The 20425-nt window shown below is 55.1% G+C and carries 17 protein-coding genes; 13 read left to right on the forward strand and 4 right to left on the reverse strand.

Features of this window, described 5'->3' with window-relative positions; translation table 11 throughout:
- Positions 1 to 89: 89 nt before the first annotated feature.
- Complete coding sequence (locus ACK3CV_RS21455) at positions 90 to 632, reverse strand: fimbrial protein (protein ID WP_033636026.1); 543 nt, start codon at positions 630 to 632, stop codon at positions 90 to 92.
- A gap of 508 nt (positions 633 to 1140) precedes the next feature.
- Between ACK3CV_RS21455 and ACK3CV_RS21460 the strand changes: the two genes are divergently transcribed.
- Positions 1141 to 1917: a transcriptional regulator gene (locus ACK3CV_RS21460; protein ID WP_164039653.1), complete on the forward strand. Its 777-nt coding sequence runs from the start codon at positions 1141 to 1143 to the stop codon at positions 1915 to 1917.
- A gap of 136 nt (positions 1918 to 2053) precedes the next feature.
- Here ACK3CV_RS21460 and ACK3CV_RS21465 read toward each other — a convergent pair whose 3' ends face one another.
- Positions 2054 to 2539 carry a hypothetical protein gene (locus ACK3CV_RS21465; protein ID WP_049196206.1) on the reverse strand — a complete coding sequence of 162 codons (486 nt, stop codon included), beginning with the start codon at positions 2537 to 2539 and terminating at the stop codon, positions 2054 to 2056.
- Positions 2529 to 3287: a winged helix-turn-helix domain-containing protein gene (locus tag ACK3CV_RS21470; RefSeq protein ID WP_033636029.1), complete on the reverse strand. Its 759-nt coding sequence runs from the start codon at positions 3285 to 3287 to the stop codon at positions 2529 to 2531. The genes ACK3CV_RS21465 and ACK3CV_RS21470 overlap by 11 nt, the downstream gene beginning before the upstream one ends.
- Positions 3288 to 4172: 885 nt before the next feature.
- On the opposite strand from ACK3CV_RS21470, the gene ACK3CV_RS21475 reads away from it, so the two are divergent.
- From ACK3CV_RS21475 to ACK3CV_RS21530, 12 genes are all read left to right on the forward strand, one after another.
- On the forward strand, positions 4173 to 5468 hold the full coding sequence (locus ACK3CV_RS21475) for a lysine N(6)-hydroxylase/L-ornithine N(5)-oxygenase family protein (RefSeq protein WP_033636030.1): 1296 nt from the start codon (positions 4173 to 4175) through the stop codon (positions 5466 to 5468).
- Positions 5469 to 5518: 50 nt separating this feature from the next.
- On the forward strand, positions 5519 to 6403 hold the full coding sequence (locus tag ACK3CV_RS21480; protein ID WP_033636031.1) for an ATP-grasp fold amidoligase family protein: 885 nt from the start codon (positions 5519 to 5521) through the stop codon (positions 6401 to 6403).
- A 603-nt stretch (positions 6404 to 7006) separates the two neighbouring features.
- Entirely contained in the window at positions 7007 to 7921 is a 915-nt protein-coding gene (locus ACK3CV_RS21485; RefSeq protein ID WP_164039650.1) for an alpha/beta hydrolase, read from the forward strand.
- Between the two features lie 426 nt (positions 7922 to 8347).
- Entirely contained in the window at positions 8348 to 8758 is a 411-nt protein-coding gene (locus tag ACK3CV_RS21490; protein ID WP_004937348.1) for a GNAT family N-acetyltransferase, read from the forward strand.
- 27 nt (positions 8759 to 8785) lie between these two features.
- Positions 8786 to 9475, forward strand: a complete 690-nt coding sequence (locus ACK3CV_RS21495) for a helix-turn-helix transcriptional regulator (protein WP_033636032.1) — start codon at positions 8786 to 8788, stop codon at positions 9473 to 9475.
- Positions 9476 to 9495: 20 nt separating this feature from the next.
- Positions 9496 to 10797 (forward strand): cytosine permease, encoded by a 1302-nt coding sequence (locus ACK3CV_RS21500; protein WP_033649111.1) that lies wholly within the window; start codon positions 9496 to 9498, stop codon positions 10795 to 10797.
- Positions 10798 to 11326: 529 nt separating this feature from the next.
- Entirely contained in the window at positions 11327 to 11941 is a 615-nt protein-coding gene (locus tag ACK3CV_RS21505; RefSeq protein ID WP_033636033.1) for a helix-turn-helix domain-containing protein, read from the forward strand.
- The gene (locus ACK3CV_RS21510; RefSeq protein ID WP_004937338.1) at positions 11942 to 12838 is read left to right on the forward strand and encodes a queuosine precursor transporter; all 897 of its coding nucleotides are present in this window, start codon (positions 11942 to 11944) and stop codon (positions 12836 to 12838) included.
- The gene (queF, locus tag ACK3CV_RS21515) at positions 12816 to 13655 is read left to right on the forward strand and encodes an NADPH-dependent 7-cyano-7-deazaguanine reductase QueF (protein WP_033649092.1); all 840 of its coding nucleotides are present in this window, start codon (positions 12816 to 12818) and stop codon (positions 13653 to 13655) included. Before ACK3CV_RS21510 ends, queF begins: the two co-directional genes overlap by 23 nt.
- 123 nt (positions 13656 to 13778) lie before the next feature.
- Positions 13779 to 15926: a phosphocholine-specific phospholipase C gene (locus tag ACK3CV_RS21520; protein ID WP_164039645.1), complete on the forward strand. Its 2148-nt coding sequence runs from the start codon at positions 13779 to 13781 to the stop codon at positions 15924 to 15926.
- An 86-nt stretch (positions 15927 to 16012) separates the two neighbouring features.
- Complete coding sequence (locus tag ACK3CV_RS21525; protein ID WP_033636036.1) at positions 16013 to 17149, forward strand: ABC transporter substrate-binding protein; 1137 nt, start codon at positions 16013 to 16015, stop codon at positions 17147 to 17149.
- 160 nt (positions 17150 to 17309) lie between these two features.
- Positions 17310 to 19433 carry a TonB-dependent receptor family protein gene (locus tag ACK3CV_RS21530; protein ID WP_172905091.1) on the forward strand — a complete coding sequence of 708 codons (2124 nt, stop codon included), beginning with the start codon at positions 17310 to 17312 and terminating at the stop codon, positions 19431 to 19433.
- A gap of 27 nt (positions 19434 to 19460) precedes the next feature.
- On the opposite strand, the gene ACK3CV_RS21535 is transcribed toward ACK3CV_RS21530, so the two are convergent.
- Positions 19461 to 20357 carry a LysR family transcriptional regulator gene (locus tag ACK3CV_RS21535; RefSeq protein ID WP_025304273.1) on the reverse strand — a complete coding sequence of 299 codons (897 nt, stop codon included), beginning with the start codon at positions 20355 to 20357 and terminating at the stop codon, positions 19461 to 19463.
- Between the last annotated feature and the right edge of the window lie 68 nt (positions 20358 to 20425).

The raw sequence follows: 20425 nt of genomic DNA on the forward strand, positions 1-20425 counted from the left end.
TCTCTTCCCGTGAAATAACGATTCCCTATAAATGGCATGCGGGTTGCCCCACATGCCAATAATCATGCGTATTTCGTTAGGCTAACGAATTACTGGTAAGCCAGGGTAAAGTCGGCAACAGACTGGAATTCACCCGGAACGATCGTCGCATTGGACGCGCTGCTGCCCTGCAGGTAAGCGGCAAAACTCAGGGTGTTGGCGCCGTTCTGCAGATCACGTGCTTTAGAAGCCTTGCCCAGTTCGATGTTGGTGCCGGCGCCGTCGGTGATGGCGATGCCAGCCCCTTTAGCGGTACCGGTGATGCCCAGCAGCTTGCTGTCCGCTTCCGACGCTGAACCGGAGAAAGTCAGCGAAACGGTGTTGTTTTTGCCTGGCGCGACGGTGGTCAGCTCGCAGTTTTCCAACTTGATCTGGAAGTTACGCGGCGTGGATTTACCGCCGTTTTTCAGCGCCACGTTGGAGATGGCGCCCAGCTCAACGGTCTGATCCAGAGACTCAGGCGCGATAGAGCAAGGTGCGTCGATGATCGAGCCGCTGAAGGTCACTTTACCGTGCCCCTGATCGGCGGCGTGTGCCAGAGAAGAAACACCAAACGCCATAACGGCAGCCAGCATGATTTTATTCAGTTTCATATAACCAATTATCCTTAATCGTATTAATACATAAGGTATTTTCTTAACAATGAGTAATGTGTATCAACGGCCTGGCCTGATGCTTTAAAAAACCAAGCCGCCTTTTCACGCGGCTATTACTGATGTAGTGGATAACCATGGTTAATAGGTCAGCCACATACTATTCAAGGAATAAACCAATTACTCATCCTGTTTTCCCAACCGATGAAATCCTCCATCGCCGGGGTGAAGCCACTTTAGCGCCCCTGCTGCAATCTTGAAATATTATTTCATCAAACACGATAAATACGAGATTAAAATCTAATAAACAACATTAAATTACACATAGAATCTAAAAATGACATCTTTTAGTTCAATAATTAGATCTCCATAAAAAATTCATTATGGATAAATTATCACTTAGTGACAGATATCAATATTATTGGAAAACACAGAGAATCAGGGTTATTGAAAAATATAACCTCTCAGCGCAAAATCCCTTCCCGAAACAAAAAATGAGAGGATTCCTATGATTTTCATTATAAACGGAAGGGTTAAGTTCAATGAATACGAAGGAACCCTGGAGAGCGTCAATGCCCCGCAAAATATGCAGCCGCTAGCGGCCGCGGCTTGCCGTTTGCTTTCTATTTTCGTCAGGAACAATGAAATGTTGATTAAGCGTCAACAATTACTTGAAGAGGTCTGGGAAGAACGAGGACTAAAAGGAACAAACAGCAACTTGAATAACTATATCTCACTATTGCGCCGCCATCTGGCGCAACTTGGCGAGACGGAGTTGATAATCACCTACCCTAGGCAAGGCTTTAAGTTCGTTGCAAAAAAAATTAGCCGACACGCCACTGCCGAACCGGAAAAAGAACAAAACATAATGGAGGTAACCGCTGTTCCCACGCAACCGCCGGGGCAAGCCGCCCCCAGAGGGCGTGGTAGCGGAAAATTATTATCGGCCTGGCGGCAGTTTCAGAGTTGGAATAAATGGGTTAATCTCATCCTATTCATCAGCATCGCTGCATTGATCATGGCCAGCCATCAGTACTCCGTGCGTAACAACCTATTCAGCGGCACTCAGTTCGCGGGTTGCCAAATCTACAACATGGGTTGGGATTACCCAGAGGAGGAAACGGTAACCGACATGGTAAAGGCCTATGTCAATTGCCAGAAAAAGACTAAAGTTTATTACTATAACAAAATCACGCAGGATAACAGGCAGTTTGAAGAGAAAATGCTCGTATCCTGCCGAGAAAATGCAGGCCGCCAACCTTGCGAAGTGGTTTATATTCCATAATTGAGTAACGTTTTTCACTACCAGTGATACAAAAACAGCAAGATGTCCGTTCACGGACACGTTCAACCTGCCGTTATTTGCTATACACGCCATCACCAACCACATCCCATAATCGTCTCATTATGGGATGTTTCCATCATTTTCTGGTTACGGAACACAGCAGCTCAGGCTGCCTGCCGTAGTACATAATAAAATTGTCATCATTCAATTTGGCAATTTTTAAAACATAGTAATGTTTTTCCTCACCCAACAGAAAGGTCTGCGCATCGGAGTAGGTGAAGTTATCCATGGATTGAAGGATTTTCTTTTCAATGGCGACATAGTAGTACCCACGATGATAGTGATACTTCGTTTCGAGCACGCGGGCTATCACCTGCTTCTTTCCATCCCGATAGGCTAAACCGTTAAGCGTAATGGTCGCGCGGCGCCATCCCGAACGCACGATGTTCACGTACAGACCGCTGGTTACCGTCCCATTCGGCGTCATGCGCGTCGTCGATAAAGACGCATTGCACTCAGGGAAATCGCGCGAGGCGGTCAATAAATAAATCAATATAACAATAACAAGGGAAATAGCAGCAGATAATGCCAGGTAGAAAGCACGGCGCGAGCTAACCTTCATTGATCACCTCAAACTCATCTTCACAGTGCGCATCCATATTCTTAACGCGGTGTTTCGGGCAATACGAGATGAAATCAATCAGCTTTTTGTAGTTCGTATAATGGTATGTCAATCGAGAGTAATAAACCGTTGCCGGTACATCACAATCAAAACCACGGCTTTTGAGCCTTTCCAGGGCGTCGGCAATATACCGCTCGTCGATCCGCTCGCTGGCGTTCAGCGTCTCCACGCGGCAAGATTTGTAGCTGGCGATCTGGGTCTGATAAGCGGTGTCGTAACGTTCGGTAAAAAAGTAAACGCCCGCCAATACCAACGCAATCCCGATAAACAGCAGCGTTACCTTAGGTAAAATGGCATCGCAACGGCGCCGGACGGGTAAAGGCGCGGCAGGAACGCTTTCGTCCTGCGTCATATTGTCCGCCACGGAATGAATGCTGGCGGCGGTAAACATAAATCCCTGCCTCGGCACGGTAACCAGAATTTCGCTCTCTCCCAAGCCGGCAAATGTACGGCGCAGGCTGGCGATATAGTTGTTCAGGTTACTGTTCGAGGCCGTTTTGCCATGATCGTCCCAGACGGTGGAAAAAATAAAGTCCCGGCTAATCAAGATGCCGTTATTTTTTACCAACAGCGCGAGCAGACGATTGGCTATCGTGGTGAGCGTCACCGGTTCGAGGTTCTCCTCCGCCAACGCCAGCGTCGAGTTATCCTCATCGAAGATAATTCGGTTATTGATTAAGAACCTCATAATCGCTCTCTTAGACCTACTCCTGGCGCGGATTATAGCTGAAACATAAGAATCTTCCTATCACACGAACAATTAACCGCCGCGCGGTTAGACAAGTCTTTCTCACAACGTAACCACGTCGAGCGTGACGGCCAGCCTCTCTGACCTTCCGCCGGCATTGAGCCGGTGTCCACTAAACGAACAGCGCATTTTGCATGCAGTATGAGCAATCTTTGCTCAGCCGATGAGTGCCCGCAGAGAGGGAATGCTTTGGGTTCAGGAGGGATACAGCGAAGGAAGAGGCTCACTGCAGCAGGAAAAACCCCTGCTCACTGGCTCGCCACGCCATTACAAGTAACAATTCAACACGTTGAATTATATAACAAAAAACAAATCACAACAGGCTGATTTCATAATTTCACTTTTAATTTCATATTTTCAAAACGCCCTCTGCTTCTAATATCATGTTATTTCACCTTCCCAGGACGCATTTTAGGGCTATTCTAAGCAACGAATACTTGATCCCAGAGACATAAGACGAACGCAGACCAGCGTCGACACGAGAACAACTGATGAAAACCCAACGGCTTTTCTTTTCCCTGGGTTGGCGTTTTTATGGAATGAAAAATAAGACTTTATCGGATTTATACCTAAACGAGTTAATTATAAACACACGCAAGCTCTCATTGGGACTTTCATGGAAAGAAATACGCCCGTAGCCTTTACCTGATGTGCTACCGAATTCTAAACGGGTATTTAAATAATGCGGTATTTTTGGCCCACACACCTTTTAATTACATTTAATTCGTGAAGCTTACTTATAAGAAAAAGGCAGCCTGGTTGCTATAAGCCGCCCTTCTGCAGCCGTATTTCTGGGTATTATTCTCATTATACTGGAGCTTATTAATGAATCAGCATTTGGATATCATCGGTATTGGCCTTGGCCCGTCGAATCTTAGCCTGGCGGCCTTAGGGAGTGAAATAGAGGGATTTACGGGGCAATTCCTGGAACGCAAACCCCATTTCTCCTGGCACCCAGGGATGATCCTGGCGGATTGCAGCATGCAGACCAACTTTTTAAAAGACCTGGTGAGCGCGGTTGCCCCAACCAACCGGTACAGCTTTCTCAACTATCTGGTAAAAAACAGGAAGTTCTACCGTTTCCTGACCACGGAACAGCGCACCGCATCGCGTGAAGAGTTCGCCGATTACCTCTCCTGGGCCGCCGGCGGCATGCGCTCATTAGCATTTAATCAAGACGTTCAACGGGTCGAGTTTGACGATCGGCAGCGTCAGTTCGTGGTGACCACCTCGAATAAGGTCTTCCACGCCAGGCACGTCAGCATTGGGATTGGCAAGAAAATAAAGTTGCCTGATTGCGTGACGGCGCAAAGCGATCGCTGTTTCCATGCCAGCGAAATGATGCTGCGCAACCCCGATCTGACAGGCAAACGCGTGGCGATCGTCGGCGGCGGCCAGAGCGGGGCCGATCTGTTCCTGAATATTTTTAAAGGGGAATGGGGGCAACCGGAACAGCTCGACTGGATATCGCGCCGCAACAATTACAACGCGCTCGATGAAGCGGCCTTTGCCAACGAATATTTCACGCCCGATTACGTCGAGAGCTTTTACTCGCTGGATAGCGCGGCCAAGCGGCATATGCTGGCCGAGCAGAAGATGACCTCAGACGGCATCACCAGTGAGTCGCTGCTGGCGATTTATCGCGCCATGTACCACCGCTTCGACGTCCTGCGCGAGAAATTATGGGTGCGCCTGCTGCCCAGCCGTTCGCTGACGGCCGTGAAACACACGCTGGATAACGCCTACCAACTCGAAACGCGCCATCATCTCGATCACGGCGAAGAAGCCTTCAAGGCGGACGTGGTGATCTTTGCCACCGGTTACCAATCGGCAACGCCAGAGTTCCTTGAGCCTTTGGCCCACCGTTTGCTGACCACTGCGGATGGCGAATACCGCATCGCCCCCGACTTTACCTTTGAGTGGGAAGGCCCTGCGGAGAACTGCTTATTCGCCATGAACGCCAGTATGCATAATCACGGCATTGCCGATCCGCAGTTGAGCCTGATGGCGTGGCGATCGGCCCGTATTCTTAATCGCGCTTTAGAACAACAGCCGTTTGATCTGAGTACAACGCCGAGTGCAATTCAATGGCGAAGTGAAGGTGTCTCTCCCACGTTTTAACCGCGAGCACGCCTTAATCATTATCACAGCGCTATGATGGAATGAAGTATATGAAAAGACAAATTATTAAATTTATTATAAAGCAACTGGCCGTATTGGCCCCCGAATTCAAGGCCAGATTGCTCTACAAAAAAGCGTTTGGCAAACCGTTAAACTTGCAGGCGCCGTCCACCTGGAATGAAAAGATCAATCACCTGAAGTTGAATGGCTATAGTCACAATGCGTTGGTAAAGCAATGCGCAGATAAATATGCGGTGAGAGAGTACATCAAAGAAAAGGGGTGCGAAGAGATCCTGAATGAATTGTACTTTGCCTGCGATTCAGTAAACGATATTCCGTGGGACACGTTGCCGGACAAATTTGTGATCAAAGGGAATCACGGCTCCGGATATAACCTGATTTGCCAGAATAAAAAAATGCTGAATATCACGAGCGCCAAAAAATTGATCGACGGCTGGATGAAAGACGATTATTGGAAAACCTATGTAGAACTCAACTACAAAGGGATACAAAAAAAGATCATTGGCGAGAAGTATATCGAATCGGCCAATGGTCACGGGCCTGAAGACTATAAGATCTATTGCTTCCGCGGTGTGCCTTACTGCACCTTACTGTGTGTCGGCAGGGATACCGGATCACCGAAGTATTACTTCTTTGACAAAGATTTCAAGTTTCTGTGCTACAGCGATGACTGTCTGGCCTTGAGCCAGGAAGAAATAGACGCCTTCGTGAAGCCAGAGGGTTACGATGAGCTGTTTGAGTACGCCTCACGCTTGTCCGCGCCCTTCGAGTTTGTTCGAGTTGATTTCTACATCTCGCAAGGCCGAATCATTTTTGGCGAGCTGACCTTTACCCCTTCCGCCGGGCTGGATACGGATATCCTGCCGCCGACCGATGTTTTGCTTGGCGAGATGCTGACGCTGCAACAGCACTGATTTTCACCTGGCCCCACGGTGAAGATCGGCAATACCGGCCGGCATGTTCGCGGCCTGCCGGCCGGTATTGCCCTGAGGGGTATCGGGCCGCCGATCTCGCCGGTTCATGCCGCCGTTACAGCAAAACCCCTGCCGGCAATCCCTGGCAGCCCACGCCCGGCCCAAGAACAATACCTCAGCCAGACCACATAACCATTTGAAAAATAATGGCATTAAGCGATTAATAAGAATCACTTACATATTTATAATAAAATGTTCTATATGTATAGGAAGCTATAATATAAGATACCGGAAAGTTTCCCTGGTGTTGTTGTGTGTCTTTGCCCTATTTTATAGGGCTTTTTTTGCTCAAAATCGTTGATAACCGTGTGTTTTCATCCGCCCTCGCCGTTTCTCCCCCCATAAAAATCATAACTATTTCTAATTAATGCTAATCCTTCTTATTCCTGACTTACCAATAATAACAATGAGTTGCTATTAACCCGGCAAAGCAACTGGCGGCGCGCTTCCGGGTTTCGTGGCCGGAATGTCCACCCTAAAGGTAGGTTTTTGCCTGACGCGAACGGATGCTACTATCGGCCTTTTTCGAGGATGTTGATCCGCATGTTCTTGTCCAACCGGCATTTTATCTCCGCGCTTCTGGCGCTCGCCATCGGCCTTTGGCTGCCGGGCTCCGTGCTGGCCAAGCCCGATTTGGAACGCAAGATCGGCACTACCGTAGCCGATAGCGATTCTGCGGATTATCGTTTCAGCGATCTGCGCTTCACCTCCGCCGATGGTCAACGGCATTACCGTGTGCGCATCGCCCAGCCGCGTCGGGCGCCTGCGCCTGACGGCTATCCAACGGTTTATTTCCTCGACGGCAATGCGGTGCTGATGGAGTTGAACGCCGCCTTACTGGCCAAATTGGCAGCGGCGAAACGGCCGCCGGTGCTGGTGATGATCGGTTATGACAACGATCTGCGCATCGATGCCGCCGGCCGCGCCTACGACTATACGCTCCCTCTGCCGGCAGGCATGAAGAAAGCGCCGCGGGCCGGCGGGGGCGCGGATGCGTTCCTGCAATTGATTGAAACTCGGATCAAACCGGCGATCGCCGCCAAACTGGCGGTCGATCCGCAGCGGCAAACGCTGTGGGGCCACTCCTACGGCGGGCTCTTCGTTCTGCACACGCTGTTCACCCATCCCGCCGCCTTCCAGCGCTACATCGCCGTGGAACCCTCACTGTGGTGGGGCAACGGCATGATCCTGCAAGAAGCGCAGCAGATGACGGAACGACGTGCGGTGCCGGCGACAAGGCTGCAACTGTGGGTTGGCCTGGCAGAACGCGATCGCGCGGCTCCGCCCGGCGTGAAGAGCCCCACTCTGCCGGCGGATGCAACGCATTTGCTGGCCGAACAGCTGGCGCAGCTCGGCGGTCTCACCGTCGGCTATCGGGAGTGGCCCGCCTTAGGGCACGGCGCCATGCTGGGCGCGGCCATCGAGCCGGCGCTGAGCAGCGTCATCGCAGAGGATTGAATCCGCGGATTGGAAGGTATCGGCCACATTTTCATCTGCGGCACATATCTTCTGATGAGAAGAGTGTTTACTATCTGAGACGGTGAAGGGTGGTCGCGGATGGGGGCGTCAAAAAACAAAGTGGCTCCCCCGTCGGCAAGTGAGCTTGCTCTATCCGGTGGAGCCATACAGTACTGCAGTTTTCCCGGTGGGGCCCTGGTGAGGCGCAAGTAGGAAAAGATGGTGTTGGCAGGGCATTTCAGCGTTTTAATACCGCCTGTTCACTATTTTCTTCTCCCTGTGACGCCTACTATAAGCGTCCGCTCACCGGGCGGAAAAGGGTGAAAACCACCCTTGAAATACATTAATAAAAGTGATAATAGAAGCGGTTGGGGCGAAAGCGTCTAGTTCAGATTTGAATAATTAAATCAGGGAATTATATTAAAAATGAATATTAACATCACCGACAAACCCAACCCGCAGGATGAAGAGTTCGTTATCGACAGCCTCTGGGCGCACAACCATAAAACCCAGCCCGTAGACATTCACCCGCTGTTCCTGACCGTCACCGACGACAACCAGCAGATCGTCGGCGGCCTGGTCGCGCGCACCTGGTGGGGCGGCCTGGAAGTGCAGTATCTGTGGGTCGGCGATCAATGCCGCAAAAGCGGATACGGCCGCCAATTGATGGAGCTGGCCGAAGAAGAAGCCCGCAAGCGCGGTTGCCATATGGCCTACGTCGATACCTTCGATTTCCAGGCCAGAGGCTTCTACGAAAAACTGGGCTACCGGGTCTACGGCGAGCTGGGCGACTATGCGCATCGCCACACCCGCCATTACCTGGCTAAAAGCCTGTAACGCAGCCTGAGCGGCACAGAGGTGGGTATGGGTTCATCGCATAAAAATAATGAATCTTATTTTAAGGGCCTCATCACCATGATGGAGCACCTGAGCGAACCCTGGGGCATCAAAGATCAGCTGTCCCGCCACCTCTATATGAACCGCGCCGCTTATCTCTATACCAATACGCCGCTGAATTTCGACGTCGCCGGTAAATATGACCACGAGTTCCCCGCCGACTGGGCCGACTCCGCCGCCGACTTTATCGAGCATGACAAGATGACCGAAGCGGCGCGCGATCGGGTCACGGTCATAGAAACACACTACTGGTACGGCAAAGACAGCCTGACGCCGTTTATCAGCGAAAAGCTGCCGGTGTACAACGATGACAAACAGGTGATTGGCGTGATCTGGAACGCCAAGCCGATGAACAGCCTGTCGCCGCTGAAATACATCAATCAGCAAAAACCCAGCGTGTTGACCACCGAAGTCAATAACGAGCTGTTCACCCGTGCCGAACTCGATGTCATTTTCCTTATGCTGCAACGATTTACGGTGAAAGAGATCGCCAAAATCTATAACGTAAGCAATAAGACCATCGAAAACCGCATTTATAACATTTACCAGAAGGCCAACGTGCATACTCAGCAGCAATTTGAGGAATACTGCAAATACGCCAACCTGGATAACTACATTCCCGATCGCCTGATAACCAAAGGCATTCAGTTTATTTGAACCGCAAGGAAGATCTCACCGTGATAAAGATCGAAGATTATCCGCTCACCCGGGTGCCGCAGGATAAACGAGTTTCGTTTTTAAGCGTGGCCATCGTGCATATGGGCATGTTGACCGCGCTGGACCAGTTCATGCTCGGCGCCGTACTCGGCAACTCCATGACGCTGATTGACGCCTTCACCGCCATTTTCGTCGGCAGCCTGATCTTCGGCGTGGTGACCTACGGCCTGGGGCTGGCGGGCATGCGCGAAGGCATTTCCGGCAGCCTGCTGGCGCGCTGGTGCGGCTTTGGCCGTCTGGGCTCGGTGCTGATCGGCGTGGTGGTGGCCGTCAGCCTGCTGGGTTGGTTCGGCATTCAGAACGCCATTTTCGCCAAGTCGCTCGACTTCGCGCTCGGCAATAAGCTGGGCTTCGGTCTGGCCGCCGGGCTCTCGGGCACGCTGTTAACCATCCTGGTGGCATTCGGCTTCAAGGCGCTGCGCATCGCCGCCCGTATCGCGGTGCCGATGTTCATCATGCTGGTGGCCTATATTTCGGTGACCGCGCTTTCCGGCCATAACCTGCAGGAGATCATCCAGCTGGCGCCGCCGGGTGAACCGCTGACCATCAGCGCCGGCATCACCATCGTCGTCGGCGGCGCCATCGTGGCCAGCCTGATGACCCCCGATCTGACCCGTTACTCCAAAAACGGCAAGCACGTGCTCGGCGTCACGCTCTTCACCATCATCGCCGGCGAGTTCGTGGTGAACGGCCTGGCGATCCTGATCGCCAAAACCCTGGGCACCGCCGATGTGGTCACCATCATGTCACAAGCGGCCGGCGGCGCCGGTTTGCTGGTGGTGGTGTTCTCCACCCTGCGCGTCAACGATCTCAACCTGTACTCTTCTTCGCTGGGCATCGTCAACGCGGTGGAAGGCATCACCGGCAAAAAGCTGAAGTACACCTACACCACGTTGGTGATCGGCATTCTTGGCACCACGCTGTCGGTGCTGGGCATTCTTGACCGCTTTGTCGACTTCCTGACGGTGCTTGGCGTGGTCTTCCCGCCGATTATCGGCATCATGCTGGTGGACTATTACCTGCTGCGCAGCCACCGCAAGATCCTGGACGAGAGCCGCCGTACCGGCCAGCTGCCGAGCGAAACGCCGACCATCGGCTGGGCGGCGATCGTCGCCAGCATCGTCGGCGGCGCCGTTGGCCTGGCGACCGAATGGGGCGTGCCGACCATCAACTCTCTGGTGGCCGCCAGCCTGCTGTATTGGGTGCTCAAACTGGCCTTCAGCCGGGCGCAAAAACCGCTGGCCTCACAGAAATCGCTCTGATTTTCGCGCACGCGTTAATGCACTCCTCCGGTAACGGGGGAGTGCTTGATGCTCGAAAAGGGAGATTCAGTGCAAAAGAATAGGCCGATTGCGCAGACAAACGGCCGTGGTAGTTAGGGTCCCTGGTGTCGGTAGCAAGCTATCCATTATGCTCAGAGTGTGGCAACGCCCCCTCTGGGCTTTTTATTATAAAAATTGTTGGCTTCCGTGTTTGATCATAAAGAAAAACTTCAGCTTGCATGAACAGTAGCCCATGAAATCGGTTTTGGTCAACATAAAAGTAAACATAAAACCGGCTTTTGTGTTCACTTTTCCATAAGAAAAACCTAATCAATTGATTTACACGGCTTTATCTTTCGCGCAGAGAAAGCAGGCCATCCCCGCTGACATCACTGCGCTAAACGGCTGACGAGAAACAATAATTACCGCCAATAATCAGCCTATTACCCGCGCGTCCGCGCCTTTTTATCTGGACAACGCCAGTGCGTAGGATATAGTGAAGCCTGCGTAATGTTTGTAAGGACAGCCAATGAAAACCACCAACGCACAGCGCAAAATCAACATCATTAAAAATATTGAATATCTGATGCGTACCCGCGGTGAAACCAAGGCTTCCTTTTCCAATCGCAGCGGCCTGACGCGCACGACTCTCTACAAAATTCTTGACGGAAGAGTGAACAACGTTCAGCAATCCACCGTGAATCGGATCTCCGATTTCTTCGGTGTCTCCTGTGAAGAGATCGAAGACTACGATCTGGAAAAGCTGGAGCTGCTCAACGAGACGCTGTCCACCGAGGGCAACAAGAACCCTTCCGCCATTCCGGTGATCCCGCAGTCGCGCTATCTGGCCGTCTCGCAGCGCAAGATCGGGCAACTGGTCACCGAGTTTCCTCTGACTTATTTCTTCGGCGATGAGTCGAACATGTTGGCAATGAAAATAGAGACCGAAATTAAAGGGTCATTTATTCCCGGCGAGATCATCATCATAAAACGTCCGCCGGTACTGATTTGCGATTCGCCTTTGCTGTATCACTCGGGAAAAAGCGGCTTCTTTGTGGTTGACGACAAAGACAGCGAAAGCATGGACAAACGCCCTCAGGACACCGTGCAATTCCTGGGTTACATCGTTGGAGAAAGGTTATAAATGGAACCGAATCAGAAGTTCAAGCTGTTGGGCTTCACCCGGCATGGCACCATCGCGGCCAATGTCATGGTATTGGCCACCGGCAAAACCATTACCATGGGGCTGAATGAGCTGGCCGACAGCGAAATATCGGAAGATCTGAGCCGGCACGAGCTGCAGGCGCTGTACCGCAAACTCTATGGCGACAACCAACAAAAAACCGCCTACGAGCTCAGCGATCGCCATGAACGATCCTGGTACGCCTACCTGATTATTACCGTGGCGCTCAGCGTGATTTATATTTTCTCAACGCTGTGCGGCGTCAAGCCGATCCAAATCCCGGTGCTGAATCTCATCACGCCGCCGGCGATCTTCATCTACCCGCTCACGTTCATTCTGGTGGACATTCTCAACGAATTCTACGGGTTGCGGCTGGCCAGGCGCACCATCATCATCTCGTTTATCGCCAACCTGACCTTCGTCCTGGGAGTTTGGGTAACGACGCTGGTGCCGAGCATTCCGCAATGGGAGTACAGCGAGACCTACAACGGCATCGTACACAGCATCATGGCGGTGCTGGTGGCCTCGTCGGCGGCCTATCTGATCTCCGAGAACGTCAACTCCTACCTGCTCTGCAAAATCAAAGAGTTGACCAACTCCCGCTACCTGTTTGTGCGCGTGATCACCAGTACCGTAGTGGCTTCGGCCATCGACAGCGTGGTGTTCTGTACGCTGGCGTTCTACAACGTGCTGAGCTGGGACATCATCAAAACCATGATCCTGTCGCAGTTCCTGATCAAGGTGGTTTACGCCCTGCTGGGCGTCGGGCCGATCTACGCCACCCGCAGTCTGTTTAACCGCTACATCAATACCGAACAAGCAAAGGGCAATGAATATGCATATCCAAAAGCAAGATAAGATCACCCATCTTGGCGCCAACTCCGATTATCCGGATCAATATGCTCCCGCATTGCTCGAAGCCTTGCCGCGCGCGCGCGGCCGCGATCTGATCGGCGTGGACGAGCGGCAGCTGCCGTTCAGCGGCTTTGATCTGTGGACCGCCTTCGAGCTGTCCTGGCTCAACGCCAAGGGTAAGCCAGTGGTAGGCATCGGCGAATTTACCTTCCCGCACTCCTCGTCGAACCTGATCGAATCCAAGTCGTTCAAGCTGTATCTCAACAGCTTTAACCAAACGCGCTTCGACAGCGTGGAACAGGTGAGCGCCGCCATGCAGCAAGATCTGTCGCAGGCGGCCAACGGCCAGGTCACCGTCAAACTCTATCCGGGGCTGGAAGGTTACCCGGCGCAGATCGATCGCCTGCCGGGCATCAATATCGACGATCTGGATATCGCGGTCGACGACTTCGCCTTCAAACCGGAATACCTGAGCGGCGCGGCCGAGAGAGGGGAACCGGTATCGGAGACGCTCTCTTCCAACCTGCTGAAATCCAACTGCCTGGTCACCAACCAGCCGGACTGGGGCAGCGTGGTGATCCGCTATGAAGGCCGCAAAATCGATCGCGAAAGCCTGCTGCGCTACCTGATCTCCTTCCGCCAGCACAACGAATTCCACGAGCAGTGCGTCGAGCGCATTTTCAACGACATCAAGCAGAGCTGCCGCCCGGAAAAACTCAGCGTGTTCGCGCGCTACACCCGCCGCGGCGGCCTGGACATCAACCCCTTCCGCAGCGATTTCGAAACGGCGCCGGCGCTCGGCCGCCTGATCAGACAGTAAGCGTTATCCCCCAATGCTCCCGCCGGGGAGCATTGTTTCCCTCGCATTCATCTCCCTGTTATTTTTCGCCATTATCGTCGTCAGCGGCTATCTTCAAAGCACACTGACGGAGATTAACGACGCATGCCTGACCTTTCACGCAGAGACATCCTGCGGGCTGCCGCCATCGGATCGGCTTTCTCACTGTTGCCCGCCTCGATTCGCAAAGCGCTGGCCATTCCCGCCAATAACCGCACCGGCACCCTGCGCGACGTCGAACACGTGGTGATCCTGATGCAGGAGAATCGCTCTTTCGACCACTACTTCGGCACCCTGCCTGGCGTGCGCGGCTTCAGCGATCGCTTCACCATTCCACTGCCCGGCGATCGCCACGTCTGGCAGCAGCAGGGAGCCGAGCGGCTGGTGCTGCCCTACCACCTGGACAGCCAACGCGGCAACGCCCAGCGCGTCACCGGCACGCCGCACTCGTGGGTGGATGAGCAAACCGCCTGGGATCACGGCCGCATGAGCGCCTGGCCCACCTACAAAACGCCGGCCTCGATGGGCTACTACCGCCAGCAGGAGCTGCCGTTCCAGTTCGCGCTGGCCAACGCCTTTACCCTGTGCGACGCCTATCACTGCTCCATTCACGCCGGTACCAACACCAACCGGCTGTTCCATTGGACCGGCACCAACGGCCCGTCCGCCGCCGACGTGGCGGTGGTGGTCAACGAGTGGGACAGCCCCGGCCCGGCGGAGATTGGCTACCAGTGGACAACCTATCCGGAACGGCTGGAGGCAAGCGGCGTCAGCTGGAAGGTGTATCAATTCCTGCCGGACAACTTTACCGACAACCCGCTGGCGGGTTTTCGCCAATACCGCGCCGCCAGCATTCAGGTGGGCAATCCGGCGCGGCCGCCGAAAGACTTCAACGCCTTCGTGACCTACAGCGATGCGCTCAACGAGGCCGCGCCGCTGTACAAGGGCAACGGCAACACCCTGCCGGCCGCCGACGGCAACGATCTGGACGCCATGCTGGCCGGATTCCGCGCCGACGTGCAGCAGGGCAAACTGCCGCAGGTCAGCTGGATCATCGCGCCGGCGGCCTATTCGGAACACCCCGATCCCTCCAGCCCGGTGCAGGGCGGCTGGTTCACCCAAGAGATCCTCAACGCGCTGACCGACAACCCGGAGGTGTGGAGTAAAACCGTCCTGCTGGTCAACTACGACGAAAACGACGGCTTTTTTGACCATATGCCTTCGCCTTCCGCGCCGTCGCTGCGCGAAGACGGCAGCTTCGCCGGTAAATCGACCGTGCCGTTCGACACCGAGATCTTCCAGCACGTGGCCCCGCCCGGTTCGCAGGATCAACCGCCGCCGGACGGCCGCATCTACGGCCCCGGCCCACGGGTGCCGATGCTGGTGCTGTCGCCCTGGAGCCGCGGCGGCTGGGTCAACTCGCAGGTCTTCGATCACACCTCGGTGCTGCAATTTTTGGAAAAGCGCTTTCAGGTGCATGAACCCAACATCAGCGCCTGGCGCCGCGCGGTGTGCGGCGATCTCACCTCGGCGTTCAACTTTGTCGATCCTAACGGCGAAGCGCTGCCGAGCCTGCCCGCCACCAGCCGCCACGCCGCCGACGGCCTGCGCCTGCGTCAGGAACAGCTGCCGCAGGTGCCGCTGCCATCCCCCGCCCACCAGCGCTTGCCCCATCAACGCCGCCTGGCACGCCCTTCCCGCGCGTTGCCCTACCAGCTGCACGTCGAAGCCACCGTCGCGGCCGAGCAGCGCCGCGTGACGCTGAACCTGTTCAATACCGGCGAGCAGGGAGCGGTGTTTCACGTCTACGATCGGCGGGATCTGACGCAGATCCCGCGCCGTTTTACCGTCGAGGCGGGTAAGGCGGTCAGCGACGACTGGCTGGCGGAGAATGAGTACCATCTGTGGTTGCTCGGCCCCAACGGCTTTCATCGCGAGCTGCGCGGCACCCTGAGCCGGCCACAGCCGGAGGTGCGTTTACGCCCGACAGGCCGCAGCCTGCTGCTGCAGCTGAACAATCCGGGCACCGAAGCGATAGCGGTCACCCTCGAACGCTGCCCCTACACGCAGCAAGGGCCGTGGCCTATCACGCTGCCGGCGGGCGGCAGCCACCAGCAAGCGTTTGACGCCCGCGCCAGCGGCGGTTGGTATGACCTTACGCTGCAAGGCACCGACGGCTGGCTGCGCCGCCTGGCGGGGCGGCTGGAGGATGGCGAACACAGCGTCAGCGACCCGCTGATGGGCCAGGGGTAATCGATCGGCATCAAGGGAGTTCAAAAAGCGAAAGGATATCGCTTATCATTGCGTTCTCGTTCCCAGCCGATTACCCAAGGATCTTCATGCCCGCTGTTCTTATCGCCAAAGCCGGCCGCTGGTTGGCCGCCTGCGTTTTGCTGTTGGCCGGCGCCGCTCAAGCCGCGCCTATCGTCGTCACCGATGTCGCCGGCCGTCAGGTCACCCTGCCGCAACCGGCCAAACGCGTTATTCTGGCCGATGCCCGCGCGCTGCTGGCGCTGAATATTCTGCACCCGCAGCAGCCGCTGAAAAACATCATCGCCTGGGACAACTCGCTGAAGGTCAAAGCACCGGATCTGGTTGAGGCCTATGCGAAAAAATTTCCGCAGGTCATGCAAATCCCTACCTTCGACAACCCCTACACCAGTGATTTCAGCGTGGAAAGCGCGGTGGTGCGCCAACCGGACCTGATCATTTTCGACATCGGTCTGCTGAGCAAATTGAAAGACAGCGGCGTACTGACCCAGCTGGAAAAAGTCGGCATCCCGGTGCTGATCATCGATTTTCGCCAGCAGCCGCTGACCAACACCGTCGCCAGCATGGCGCTGTTGGGTAAAGTGTTTGACGAGCAGCCCAACGCCGACGCCTTTATTCGCCTCTATCAGCAGCGCCTCGAGCTGGTGCGCCAGCGCGTCGCCACGCTGAAACCGGAGCAGCGCCCCAGCGTCTTCATCGAGCGCAGCGCCGGCATCAAAGGCGATCAGTGCTGCAACACCTTCGGCAAAGGCAGCTTCGGGCAGTTCATCGATACCGCTGGCGGCAACAATATCGGCAGCAAGCTGTTTTCAGACATGGGCGGTGAAGTGAACGTCGAGCAGGTGATCAGCAGCAACCCGGATTTCTATCTGCTGACCGGCGCCGACTGGAGCCGCGGGCATCGCGGCACGCTGGCGGTGCCGCTGGGTTACGCTACCGATATGGCCACCAGCCAAAAGAAACTGGCGCATCTGCTGGATCGCACCGGCATTAACGTGCTGAAAGCGGTGAAAGAAAAACGCGTGATGGCGATTTACCATCAATTTTACGACACGCCGCTCAACTTTATCGCCGTTGAGGCGATCGCCAAATTCCTGCACCCGGCGCTGTTTAAAGATATTGATCCGCAAGCGGATATCGAAATGGTGCATCAGAAATTCACCGCGCTGGATTACAGCGGCGTCTTCTGGCTTACGCCGCAATAACCCCCGCCAGGGCCCGCCAGCCGGGCTCTGTTTCCCGCATTCATTATTTAGTTACCCACTTAACTATCCCGTAACAATTCTATTTACTTGCCAATAATTATCATTAAGATTGTCTTTTCTAAAAAAACACATCCGGGTCTGAAACTCTTAAGGCATTATTATGTCACCTCTTTTTCGGCTTTCCCTGCTGACGGCTGCCATCGCCGTCGCGTTCCCTGTCCTTGCTACTGATAATTCATCTCAGAACGATACCGACACTGTGACCGTCGTCGGCAACTGGCTGGACAACCCTGATACCAGTTCGGTGCTGCTCAACCATCCGGGCGCGCGTTCCATCGTCACCCAGCAGCAGATGCACGAACAGGGCGACCAAACCATCGCCGACAGCCTGCGCGGCGTACCCGGCGTGCAGGTGCGCGACAGCAACGGCACCGGCGGCAGCGACATCTCGCTCAACGTCGGCGTGCGCGGCCTGACTTCGCGTCTTTCTCCGCGCTCCACCATTTTGATGGACGGCGTCCCGCTGGCGGTCGCGCCTTACGGCCAGCCGCAGCTGTCGATGGCCCCGCTGTCTATCGGTAATCTGCAATCGGTGGACGTGGTGCGCGGCGGCGGCGCGGTGCGCTACGGGCCGCAGAACGTCGGCGGCGTGATCAACTTCGTTACCCGAGACATTCCCAAAACGTTTGGCGGCACCGCCAGCGTACAAACCCAGGGTGCCAGCCACGGCGGCCTGAAGACCCTGACCAGCGCCTCCGTGGGCGGCACCGCAGACAACGGCCTCGGCGCCGAGCTGCTCTACTCCGGCCTGCACGGTCAGGGCTACCGCGACAACAACGACAACACCGACATCGACGATTTCATGCTGAAAACGCGTTATGCGTTCAGCGATCGCGACGAGCTGCTGGCCAATTTCCACTACTACGACGCCAAAGCCGGCATGCCGGGCGGGCTGAGTGCCGCGCAATACGCGCAAAACCCGTTCCAATCCACGCGGCCGTGGGACCAGTTCGAAGGCCGCCGCAAGGATATGTCGTTCAAGTACAAACATCAGGAAGACGACAAACAGTTCGAAGTGTTGACCTACTTCACCGACAGCTACCGCGGCAGCAACATCGAATCGGAAGGCACCGGCAAAAACGCGGGCCAGCGGCGCATGGTCTCCTATCCGCGTCACTATTCAACCTGGGCTATCGAACCAAGCTATTCGCAGGTCTTCCGCTTCTGGGATATGGCGCACGAGATCACCCTCGGTTACCGTTACCTGAATGAAACCATGGACGAAAAGGCGTCGCGTTCGGCCTGGTATAATCCGGCGGATATCGGCTCGACGCCGGAGACCCCGGACTATTACCAGCACACCTCCGGCGGCACCGCGGCCAACGCGTTCTATATCGACGACACCATCAACGTCGGCAACTGGACGGTCACGCCGGGCCTGCGTTATGAAAGCATCCGCACCCACGTGGACGATGCCTTCAACAACATCAGCCGCGAGAAAAGCTACAGCGAACCGTTGCCGTCCTTGAACGTGATGTACCACCTGTCCGATGCCTGGAAGCTGTTCGCCAACGCCAACACCTCGTTCGGCAGCATGCAGTATTTCCAACTGACCAAAGGCGGCAACGGCAACCAACCTGCGCCGGGGCTGACGGCGGAGAAAGCGCATACCTATGAATTCGGCACCCGCTACGACGATACCGTGGTCAAAGCCGAAGCCACGCTGTTCTACATCGACTTCGATAATCAGCTGCAATACATCAGCAACGACGTAGGCTGGACCAATATGGGCGCCACCAAGCACAAAGGTATCGAGCTGGCGCTCAGCTACGATCTCAGCGAGCTGAACCGGGCGCTCGACGGCGCCAGCGTCTATACCAGCTATACCTACACCAAGGCCAGCACCGATAAGGGCGACTTCGCCGGTAAAGACCTGCCGTTCTACTCGCGCCAGGTCTATACCGTCGGCACGCGCTACGCCACCGGCAGCTGGGTATGGAATCTGGACGGCTACGCGCAGTCCAAACAGCATTCGCCGGGCACCGGGCCGGAGTACGTCACGCAGGAAAGCGCCGATGGTCAGTTCGGCGATATCGCCGGTTACATGGTGTGGAATGTGCGCGGGGAATATAACTTCGGGCCGCAGCTGTCGAACCTGACGCTGGGCGCCGGGGTGAAAAACCTGTTCGATCAGCGTTACTTCACCCGCTCCAACGACAATAACTTCGGCAAGTACGTCGGCGAACCGCGCACCTTCTTCGTGCAGGGGTCGATCGCCTTCTGATACCGAGGCCCCGCCGGGGCCTCGGTATCACCGACAGTAAAGGCGAAACAGGCGCGCCAGGTGCGCGCCCATCGGCGTCAAAGTGGTGTCCTTGCGTTGGATAAGATAAAACGTCGCTTTCGGCAGACTCTCTTCCAGCTCGAGCGGCACCAAATGCTTGCCCAGAATCGGATCCGAAATCACGTCCACCGACAGAATGCTAACAAAATCGCTCTGCGCCACCAGGCTGGTACAAGCCATAAAGGTCTCGCAGGTCACGCTGATCGACGGCGCCATGCCCAAGTCCCCGAACAGATCGTGCAATAACCGGTAATAACTGCCTTTCGGTGTCGGCATGGTCCAGTCGCAGTGCTGCAGCTGTTTCAGCGAGGTCGCCCCCTCCATCGGATGCCCTTTGCGCACCACCACCCGATACTCTTTTTCCATCAGCCGTTCGTACTGCAACTCGTTGTCGAGGCTGCTGGGATAGTAGGTATTGACGGTAAAATCCAGCTCGCCCTGGCGCAGTTCAGGGATCATCGACACCAGCTGCCCCTCGACGATGCGCACCTTCACGTTGGGATACTCACGATGAAACTGCGTGACCACCTGCGGCATCACGGTGCGCGCAATGCTGCCACCGACGCCGATATTCACCGTGCCGCCCGCCAACCCCAGCCGCTGCTGGATATCTTCCTGCGCCACCCGCAGCTCTTCAAGGATCAGGCTGGCATGCTGGAAAAAGTTATCGCCGCAGTCGGTCAAGACCACACCCTGGCTACGGCGAATAAACAGCTTGGCGCCCAGCACCTCCTCCAGCTCCTGAATGGCCTTGGTCAGTGCAGGCTGGGAAAGGCGTGAGGTGCGGCTGGCGGCGCGGATGCTGCCCTGGCGGCTAACGTCCACAAATGCACGTAATTGGTGCAATTTTATCGAGGCTGGCATAGGCGAAAGGCGATAACCGTTATTTATCAATAGCAAGATATTGGCATCTTATTTAGCCAGATTCCATT

The sequence above is a fragment of the Serratia sp. TSO36 genome (genome assembly GCF_057808395.1).

Coding starts and splice junctions, on each gene's coding strand:
- ACK3CV_RS21455 (WP_033636026.1), bottom strand. CDS start 632: ATGAAACTGAATAAAATCATGCTGGCTGCCGTTATGGCGTTTGGTGTT.
- ACK3CV_RS21460 (WP_164039653.1), top strand. CDS start 1,141: ATGATTTTCATTATAAACGGAAGGGTTAAGTTCAATGAATACGAAGGA.
- ACK3CV_RS21465 (WP_049196206.1), bottom strand. CDS start 2,539: ATGAAGGTTAGCTCGCGCCGTGCTTTCTACCTGGCATTATCTGCTGCT.
- ACK3CV_RS21470 (WP_033636029.1), bottom strand. CDS start 3,287: ATGAGGTTCTTAATCAATAACCGAATTATCTTCGATGAGGATAACTCG.
- ACK3CV_RS21475 (WP_033636030.1), top strand. CDS start 4,173: ATGAATCAGCATTTGGATATCATCGGTATTGGCCTTGGCCCGTCGAAT.
- ACK3CV_RS21480 (WP_033636031.1), top strand. CDS start 5,519: ATGAAAAGACAAATTATTAAATTTATTATAAAGCAACTGGCCGTATTG.
- ACK3CV_RS21485 (WP_164039650.1), top strand. CDS start 7,007: ATGTTCTTGTCCAACCGGCATTTTATCTCCGCGCTTCTGGCGCTCGCC.
- ACK3CV_RS21490 (WP_004937348.1), top strand. CDS start 8,348: ATGAATATTAACATCACCGACAAACCCAACCCGCAGGATGAAGAGTTC.
- ACK3CV_RS21495 (WP_033636032.1), top strand. CDS start 8,786: ATGGGTTCATCGCATAAAAATAATGAATCTTATTTTAAGGGCCTCATC.
- ACK3CV_RS21505 (WP_033636033.1), top strand. CDS start 11,327: ATGAAAACCACCAACGCACAGCGCAAAATCAACATCATTAAAAATATT.
- ACK3CV_RS21510 (WP_004937338.1), top strand. CDS start 11,942: ATGGAACCGAATCAGAAGTTCAAGCTGTTGGGCTTCACCCGGCATGGC.
- queF (WP_033649092.1), top strand. CDS start 12,816: ATGCATATCCAAAAGCAAGATAAGATCACCCATCTTGGCGCCAACTCC.
- ACK3CV_RS21520 (WP_164039645.1), top strand. CDS start 13,779: ATGCCTGACCTTTCACGCAGAGACATCCTGCGGGCTGCCGCCATCGGA.
- ACK3CV_RS21525 (WP_033636036.1), top strand. CDS start 16,013: ATGCCCGCTGTTCTTATCGCCAAAGCCGGCCGCTGGTTGGCCGCCTGC.
- ACK3CV_RS21530 (WP_172905091.1), top strand. CDS start 17,310: ATGTCACCTCTTTTTCGGCTTTCCCTGCTGACGGCTGCCATCGCCGTC.
- ACK3CV_RS21535 (WP_025304273.1), bottom strand. CDS start 20,357: ATGCCAGCCTCGATAAAATTGCACCAATTACGTGCATTTGTGGACGTT.